Here is a 7,758-nt window from a genome sequence, read left to right as displayed (position 1 = left end):
GACATGAACTTGCCTATTAATATCAGCAGATTTATTTTTGACTACTACATCATCTTATTTACTATACCCGCAGGTCATTGTGTTCGATCACCGCCACTGATCGACCGATCACATGGACGGTGCGTAGAGGCCCATCATGGCGCCCCAGGCTGCGCCGATTGCGCATCCGATGATGGCTCCGACCAGGAAGAACCAGATCCCGATCGCAACGCCCACCATGCAGCCGAAGGTCGCACCGATGGCAATGGACATCGGTCCCCATGCCTGATGCACACCGGGCATATTCTGCGACGCGATGACCTCATCGGACGGCCCGCCGACCGGTGTCAGGCTCAGTTGCGTGCCAGTGCCGTCCAGCGCCGGTGTCACCGCAAGCGCCTGCCCCGCCTCGGTGCGCAGTGTCGTCGGGATAGTGCCGACTATCGCACCGTCGTCCGCGAGCACATTGACGGCATCCGGCGCGAGGTCGAATCTGCCGGAGGCGAGGGTCACCAGTGCGCTGGTGTGATCCGCCGCGAGACTCGTCGTGTAGGCGATCGGGCCGTCCGAAGCGGTGAAGCTGACATCCGCCAGCCCGGCCTCGCCATGTGCGGTGACCGTGGCAATGCTGGTCGCCGCGACGGCCATAAACGCGGCCGCGAGCAATTTCTTGATGACCATTTGCCTTCCAATCGTTGCCGGTTCCTTTGATGTTCCCCCCCTGACAAACGACGCCGAGACAAGTACAAGCATGCGCCGCCCAATTGACGAATGTCGATGGGATACCGAATTTCCGAATTCCAGTCGGTTTTCTTCCTGGGATTTGCCCCAATTACCCGTGTTCCGCGCGTGTCGCTGAAGACCGATGCGAAATCGACGCGCAACGCTACCCGGACGCCGATGTTCACCCGTTACCATCCCGGCGGCGAGCGGGCCGAGACGGAATGATGCCGCGGGCCAAGTGATCAGGCCGCGGGGATGGACTAGCTGTCGACGTGGACGTGCGGGCGTTCGGCCGGATTCGGCACGGCTCGGCGGATGATCTCCCGGGTCACCGGTGCGACCTCACCCTCGCCGACGAAGAGGAATTTGAGCAGGTTGACCAGCGGATTGCCCTCTGTCCATTCGAAATACACATGCGGTTCCAGGCCGGTGCGGTCGCGGATGGCGAGCAGGATCGCGGCGATGGAATTGGGGACGGCGGTGGCTTCGACGCTGAGGATTCGATAGCCCGCCAATTCGAGTCCCGTCACTCGCAGGTCGGTGCTGAATTCGGAGGCGTCACGGACGATGACCTCCAGGAACAGGATGGGGGCGTCCGCGGGAATGTGGCTCTCCAGACGCTGATCTGCCTCTTTCTCCCGGTACTCCTCGGGTCGACGCTGGTCGATATCGTGGGTAACGATGCGGATCATGCCCTCGGCCGCGGCCCGATCGATCATCGCGGCGGCGGTTTCGTCGAAAGTCACCTCGATGGCCCGCAATTCGAAGGAGCGTCGGGCGCGCGAGACGAAGGACACCACGATGATCGTGACGATGAACAGCGAGGCCAGCTGCACACCCTCGGGGCGTTCGAAGATATTCGTGATGGTCGTGTATACGAAGACCGCCGATATCGCGCCGAACCCGATCACCTTGTTGCGCTCGCCTTTTCGCGCCGCGGACAGCGTCACCGCGACCGCGGCGGAGGTGATGAGCACGAGCACACCGGTCGCGTACGCACCACCCTGCGCGTCGACATCGGCGTCGAAGTACCACGTGATACCGAAGGCGATGACCGCGAATACCAGCACCAGGGGCCGCACCGCGCGCGCCCATTCCGGCGCCATGCCGTACCGGGGTAGGTAGCGCGGCACCAGATTCAGCAGTCCGGCCATGGCCGACGCACCCGCGAACCACAGGATCGCGATGGTACTGACGTCGTAGGCGGTACCGAAGACATCGCCGAGATATTTGTGCGCCAGGAAGGCCAAGGCCCGACCGTTCGCGGATCCGCCGGTTTCGAACTCCTGCTCCGGAATCAGCACGACCGTAATGAAGCTGGTCACCATGAGGAAGGTGCTCATGATCAGGGCGGAGGTTGTCAGCAGCTTGCGCGCACCGGCGATGCGCGCGACCGGATTGTCCTCGGAATCGCCTGGCGCGCCCTTGATCTGCGGCATTACCGCGACGCCGGTCTCGAATCCGGACAACCCGAGCGCCAGCTTCGGGAACACCAGGAGCGAGATGCCGATCATGGCCGCGATATTGCCGTGTTCGGCGGTCAGCGCATGCGTCCAGTCCACGACCAGATCACTCGCGGTGAGCACCTGATACAAACCGACAACGGCGACAACAACATTCAGTGATAGATACGCCGCGACCAGTGTCACCGCGATCTTGATGGCCTCCGCGAAGCCCTTCAGGAAGATCGCTGCGAGCAATGCCAGCAGGACCAGGGTGATCAGCAGATTGTGGTCGTGCAGAGCCGAAGGGACATAAGGGTTTTCGACGATATGCGCGGCACCGTCGGCGGCTGAGAGCGTCATGGTGATGACGAAGTCGGTGGCCGCGAAGCCGAGCAGCACCAGGATGAAGATCTTGCCGGTCCAGCGCGGCAGGTGCTGCGTGAACATGGCCAGGGAGCCGCCGCCGTGTGGACTCTCCTGCGCCACCCGCCGATACACCGGCAGCGCGCCCAACAGCGTCAGCGCGACCAGCACCAGCGTGGCCAGCGGTGAGAGCACACCGGCCGCGACCGCCGCGATACCGGGCTGATAGCCCAGGGTCGAGAAGTAGTCGACACCGGTCAAACACATCACCTGCCACCAGGACCGCTCGTGTTCGGCATCACCCGGTTTGCGCATCGGACCCGCATGCTGGGAATACCGCTCGTCGGTCGCGCCCTGCAATAGCCAGGATGAGAAAGGCGAGCGCGGTCGCTCCTGGGTTGTGGTCATGACATTCCCCTGCGAGATTCGTCCGGTTGCGCCGGATGATCTCCGACCCCGCGCAAATCTACGGGAACTCTCCGACGGATAACGAAGCCCGGTGCGATACCACGCCACGCAAGGGGCACATCACCATTCGGCGAATGAGCCGTCCTTTCGATACCAGATCGGGTTGCGCCATCGATGGCCCTGCACCGCGGCTCGCGCCACCGCTTGCTCATCGATTTCGATGCCGAGGCCGGGGGCTCGCAGCAGCTCGACGTAACCGTCGCGGTAGGCGAAGACGGCCGGGTCGAGTAGGTAGTCGAGCAGATCGGAGCCGGTGTTGTAGTGGATGCCGAGACTTTGTTCCTGGATGAGCAGATTCGGGGTAGCGAAGCCGACCTGCAGGCTCGCGGCGAGGGCGATCGGGCCGAGCGGGCAGTGCGGGGCCAGGGCGACATCGCGGCCTTCGGCCAGTGCGGCGATGCGGCGGACCTCGGAGATGCCGCCCGCGTGCGATAGATCGGGCTGTACGACGGCAATGCCCTGATCGAGGACAGCGTTGAAATCCCAACGTGAATACAGTCTTTCGCCGGTCGCGATGGGAATGCTCGTCGCGCGGGTGATCTCGCCGATCTGCGCACTGCATTCCGGGACCAGCGGTTCCTCTACGAAGAACGGCAGATACGGCTCTAGCAAGGGCAGCACCCGCCGCGCCATCGGAATCGACAGGCGGCCATGGAAATCGACGGCGATATCGAACTCGTCACCGGTCGCCGCGCGCACCGCGGCCACCCGGTCGACGATCTCCCGGGTTGCGCGTGGTGTATCGATCGGCTCCAGTTCGGCCGAGCCGTTCATCTTGATCGCGGTGAAACCCTGCGCTTTTCGCTCCAGCGCGGCCTCGGCGACATCATCGGGACGGTCACCGCCGATCCAGCTGTAGACCCGGATCCGATCGCGGACCGCGCCGCCGAGCAACTGCCACACCGGCACGCCGAGCGCCTTTCCGGTGATATCCCACAGCGCCTGGTCGATGCCAGCGACCGCACTCGACAGAATCGGCCCGCCCCGATAGAAACCGCCCTTGGTGAGGACCTGCCAGTGCGCCTCGATACTCATCGGATCCTTGCCGATGAGATAGTCGGCCAATTCGTCGACGGCGGCGGCGACGGTGTGCGCGCGGCCCTCGACTACCGGCTCGCCCCAGCCGGTGATGCCCTCGTCGGTTTCGATCTTCAGGAAGCACCAGCGCGGCGCGACCAGGTAGGTGGTGAGTGCAGTGATTTTCACCGGGACTCCTTTCGCACGCTCCAGCCGCCGTCGACAACCAGGTTGGCGCCGGTGATGAAGGAGGCCTCGTCGGAGGCAAGGAAGGCGACGGCGGCGGCGACCTCCTCGGGTGCGCCCATCCGGTCCAGGGCGGTGGCCGCGGCGGACAGCCGCCGACCGGCCTCGTCGACGTCGTCCCATACCGGGGTGAGGATCGGGCCGGGCAGTACGGCATTGACCCGGACGCGGGCGCGTCCGTACTCCACGGCCAACTGTCGGACCAATGCGGTCAGCCCGCCCTTGGCGGCGGCATAGACCGGATAGCCGGGCAAGCCGAAATGTGCGTGCACGCTGGAGATCGCGACCACATTGCCGCCGCGGTCGCGCAGATCGTCGATGAAGGTGCGCACGCCGAGGAACAGCGGGGTCAGATTGACCGCGAGGCCGTCGTCCCAAGCCCGGCGGGTCAGCTCGTGTACCGGGATGGTGGCCTGTTGGGATGCGTTGCTACACAAGAAGTCCAGCGGTCCGAACAGCTCGTTGACCCGATGCCGGAGTTCGATCCAGGACTCTTCCGAGGACACATCGCAGCTGACGAATTCGGCCCGATGGCCGGCCGCCCGGATCTTCGAGGCGACCTCGCGTCCCGCCGTTTCGGCAATATCGGCGATGACGACCGTGGCCCCATCGGCGGCGAGCCGGTGGGCGGTGGCCGCACCGATGCCGGAGGCGGCCCCGGTGACGACCGCAACCCGGTCTGCCAGACGACTCATGCTCTTCCCCTCATCGGTTGATGTCGGCGCCGGTGATCAGGCCGAGTTCGTGCCGCGACGGCAGTCCCGCCCAGTCACCGGGTACGGATACGGCGAATGCGCCGCAGGTGGCGGCCAATCGCAGGCGGTGGCGCGCGGACCCGTTGTCGAGTACTCCGGCGAGGTAGCCCGCGACGAATGCGTCACCCGCCCCGACCGGGTCGACACTGCGGACCGCCACCGCGGGCTGTCGGATCAGCTCGCCGCTGTGCAGTGCGAGTGCGCCCTCGGCTCCGAGTTTGACCACGACTTGCGAAGGGCCGAGTGCGGCAAGAGATTGCGCCATGGCGTCCGGGCTCGCGGCCGGGACGAGCAGGGCCGCTTCCTCGAGCCCGCCGAAGACGATATCGGCTCGGGAGACCAGCTTCGAAAGCTCCACCGTGGCATCGGCTTCCGACCACAGTGCACGGCGATAGTTGATATCCAGCGAGACGGTCACTCCGGCGTCGACGGCGGCATCGAGTGCGGCGTGGACGGCGTCGCGGGCGGATGGGCTCAGGGCGGGGGTAATTCCGGTGAGGTGCAGTATGCGCGCGGCGGCGATCTGGGTGGTGTCGATATCGGCTGCCGACAGTCGCGAACCCGCGAAACCCTTGCGGTAGTAGGTGACTCGGATGTGGTCGGCGGTGCGGCGCTCGCGCAGCATCAGACCGCTCGGCAGTTCCGGATCGATCCGGCACCGCGAGATATCGACGCGTTCGGCGCGCAGCCGGTCGAGCACCATGGTGCCGACGGCATCGGCGCCGACGCTACCCACCCATGCGCTGTCGTGGCCGAGCCTGCGGACGCCGATGGCCACCGTCGCTTCCGCGCCCGCGAAATCCATGCGGAGTGCTGCACCGGGAGCCAGCGGACCGGGTTCGGTGGCGGCGACAACCCCCAGTGCCTCGCCCAGTGTTACCAAGCCACCGGTCATGGCAGTTGCTTCCACGCAATTAGTACGCGCTCAGCCCGAGGCACCAACGCGGATTCGCCTGCGGTCTCCGAATTGCCGCTCATGGCAGGTCCTTTCGCACCGCGACGGCGTGCTGTCGCTGACACGCACTCGCTCAAAGCAGTGCCTTTCGCACCGCGACCGCATGCTGTCGCTGACACGCACTCACTCAAAGCAGTGCCTTTCGCACCGCGACGGCGTGCTGTCGCTGACACGCACTCACTCACAGCAGTGCCTTTTGCACCGCGACCCCATGCTGTCGCTGACACGCACTCACTCACAGCAGTGCCTTTCGCACCGCGACCCCATGCTGTCGCTGACACGCACTCACTCATAACAGTGCCTTTCGCACCGCGACTGCCCGCTCACGCAGCGCGTCCAGATCGCCGCTGATACACGCGTCACCGACCAGCGGCGAGCCCATCCCGAGCGCGGTGGCACCGGCGTCCAGATACGCGCGGGCGTCGGCGAGACCGATTCCGCCCGTCGGCACCAGCGGGATCTGCGGCAGCGGACCCCGAATCGCCTTCAGATAGCCGGGACCGCCGACCGCGGCCGGGAACACCTTGACCATGGTGGCGCCCGCTGCCCAAGCGCTGTGGATCTCGGTGGGTGTGAACGCACCGCAGATCACCGGGACACCCAAGCGGCGGCCCTCGGCGATCACCTCGGGACATACGGTCGGCGTGATCAGGTACGTCGCACCAGCGTCCACGGCTCGTGCGGCATCGAGGGCGGTGAGTACCGTGCCCGCGCCGACCGGGTGGGCGAATCCGGAGCTGTCGCGCAATGCGTCCAGTGCGCCGGGGGTATTGAGCGTGAACTCCACCGCGGTAATGCCCGCCTCGTGCAGCGTGGCGGTCACCTCGGCGAACCGGGCGGCCGAGGGGGCGCGCAGGATCGCGATCACCGGCAGATCCAGGGGCACGCCGTGATCGGTGGTCATGGGTTGCTCACCAACCTCGCGTCGGAGTACGTATTCGTCGGGAGGCCGGTCGCACCGGGCCTACAGGTGAACAGCGAGCCAGCACCCGGTGCCGCGGCACCTTCGGCGGCGGTGGTGATCACCAGGACATCCAGATCCGGTCCGGCGAAGGCGCAACTGGAGACCTGTGCCGGGCCGATATCGATGACCGCATGCGGTCGGCCCGCGGGGTCGAATGCGCGCACCTGTCCCGCGCCCCAGACCGCGACCCAGACGAAACCCCGGGCGTCCACGGTCAATCCATCGGGGAGACCGTCCGGGAATTCCGCGAAGGTCCGGCCACCGCTGAAAGTGCCGGTGGCCATGTCGTAGTCGAAGGCATCGACCCGATGCGTCGGGCTGTCGGCGTAGTACAGCGTGGCGCCGTCCGGGCTCCAGCCGAGACCGTTGGAGATCGTCACCTGCTCGCGCACGACGCGCACCGTCGCATCGGGATCGAGTCGATACAGCGCGGCAGTGCCAACGATTTCGTCCTCGGACATGGTGCCGGCGAACAGCCGGCCGCGCGGGTCGGCCTTGGCGTCGTTCATCCGTCGGCGCACCCCGTCCTCGGGCAGGGAAAGTGCCGCGACCTCGGTGATCGTCCCGTCATCGGTGATGTGCAGGAAGGTATCGACGGCGGTCGCGATCAGCCCGCCCGATGCGCACGGCACCACCGCGCTGACCCGCCTGCCCACCGCAACGGTGGACCGGTGTTCGAGGTCGCCGTCGTGCAGCGCGGCACGATGGATGCGCCCGGCCGGAATGTCCACCCACAGCAGCTCATTGGTGCAGTCATCCCAAACCGGTCCTTCACACAGCCTGCCCGGCCGAGGCGAGCACCGGTCGGCTTTCAGTTCGATCATCGTTTGCTCCTGGTATGAG

At 65.9% G+C, this 7,758-nt stretch carries 8 protein-coding genes; 1 reads left to right on the top strand and 7 read right to left on the bottom strand.

Going from position 1 to position 7,758, the window contains the following annotated elements:
- Positions 1-108: 108 nt before the first annotated feature.
- Positions 109-660, bottom strand: a complete 552-nt coding sequence (locus ABZW16_RS30045; RefSeq protein WP_354959448.1) for a hypothetical protein — start codon at positions 658-660, stop codon at positions 109-111.
- A gap of 90 nt (positions 661-750) precedes the next feature.
- Here ABZW16_RS30045 and ABZW16_RS30040 point away from each other — a divergent pair, with 90 nt between their 5' ends.
- Positions 751-927 (top strand): hypothetical protein, encoded by a 177-nt coding sequence (locus ABZW16_RS30040; protein WP_354959447.1) that lies wholly within the window; start codon positions 751-753, stop codon positions 925-927.
- Positions 928-962: 35 nt separating this feature from the next.
- Here ABZW16_RS30040 and ABZW16_RS30035 read toward each other — a convergent pair whose 3' ends face one another.
- From ABZW16_RS30035 to ABZW16_RS30010, 6 genes are all read right to left on the bottom strand, one after another.
- Positions 963-2,918, bottom strand: coding sequence for an amino acid transporter (locus ABZW16_RS30035; protein ID WP_354959446.1), 1,956 nt, complete (start codon positions 2,916-2,918; stop codon positions 963-965).
- A gap of 120 nt (positions 2,919-3,038) precedes the next feature.
- On the bottom strand, positions 3,039-4,184 hold the full coding sequence (gene dgoD / locus ABZW16_RS30030; protein ID WP_354959445.1) for a galactonate dehydratase: 1,146 nt from the start codon (positions 4,182-4,184) through the stop codon (positions 3,039-3,041).
- On the bottom strand, positions 4,181-4,936 hold the full coding sequence (locus ABZW16_RS30025) for an SDR family oxidoreductase (protein WP_354959444.1): 756 nt from the start codon (positions 4,934-4,936) through the stop codon (positions 4,181-4,183). The genes dgoD and ABZW16_RS30025 overlap by 4 nt, the downstream gene beginning before the upstream one ends.
- 10 nt (positions 4,937-4,946) lie before the next feature.
- A complete protein-coding gene (locus ABZW16_RS30020; protein ID WP_354959443.1) occupies positions 4,947-5,891 on the bottom strand; it encodes a sugar kinase in 945 nt (314 codons plus the stop codon).
- 349 nt (positions 5,892-6,240) lie between these two features.
- Positions 6,241-6,855: a bifunctional 4-hydroxy-2-oxoglutarate aldolase/2-dehydro-3-deoxy-phosphogluconate aldolase gene (locus ABZW16_RS30015; RefSeq protein ID WP_354959442.1), complete on the bottom strand. Its 615-nt coding sequence runs from the start codon at positions 6,853-6,855 to the stop codon at positions 6,241-6,243.
- Positions 6,852-7,739: an SMP-30/gluconolactonase/LRE family protein gene (locus ABZW16_RS30010; protein ID WP_354959441.1), complete on the bottom strand. Its 888-nt coding sequence runs from the start codon at positions 7,737-7,739 to the stop codon at positions 6,852-6,854. The genes ABZW16_RS30015 and ABZW16_RS30010 overlap by 4 nt, the downstream gene beginning before the upstream one ends.
- Between the last annotated feature and the right edge of the window lie 19 nt (positions 7,740-7,758).

This window comes from Nocardia sp. NPDC004604 (assembly GCF_040609795.1).
In the GTDB taxonomy this organism is placed as follows: Bacteria; Actinomycetota; Actinomycetes; order Mycobacteriales; family Mycobacteriaceae; genus Nocardia.
Note: the sequence above shows the minus strand (reverse complement) of the source record. Positions and strands in the feature narration are given on the sequence as shown.

Excerpts from the sequence above, each read along its gene's own strand:
- ABZW16_RS30045 (WP_354959448.1), bottom strand. The coding sequence starts at position 660 with ATGGTCATCAAGAAATTGCTCGCGGCCGCGTTTATGGCCGTCGCGGCG.
- ABZW16_RS30040 (WP_354959447.1), top strand. The coding sequence starts at position 751 with ATGTCGATGGGATACCGAATTTCCGAATTCCAGTCGGTTTTCTTCCTG.
- ABZW16_RS30035 (WP_354959446.1), bottom strand. The coding sequence starts at position 2,918 with ATGACCACAACCCAGGAGCGACCGCGCTCGCCTTTCTCATCCTGGCTA.
- ABZW16_RS30025 (WP_354959444.1), bottom strand. The coding sequence starts at position 4,936 with ATGAGTCGTCTGGCAGACCGGGTTGCGGTCGTCACCGGGGCCGCCTCC.
- ABZW16_RS30020 (WP_354959443.1), bottom strand. The coding sequence starts at position 5,891 with ATGACCGGTGGCTTGGTAACACTGGGCGAGGCACTGGGGGTTGTCGCC.
- ABZW16_RS30015 (WP_354959442.1), bottom strand. The coding sequence starts at position 6,855 with ATGACCACCGATCACGGCGTGCCCCTGGATCTGCCGGTGATCGCGATC.
- ABZW16_RS30010 (WP_354959441.1), bottom strand. The coding sequence starts at position 7,739 with ATGATCGAACTGAAAGCCGACCGGTGCTCGCCTCGGCCGGGCAGGCTG.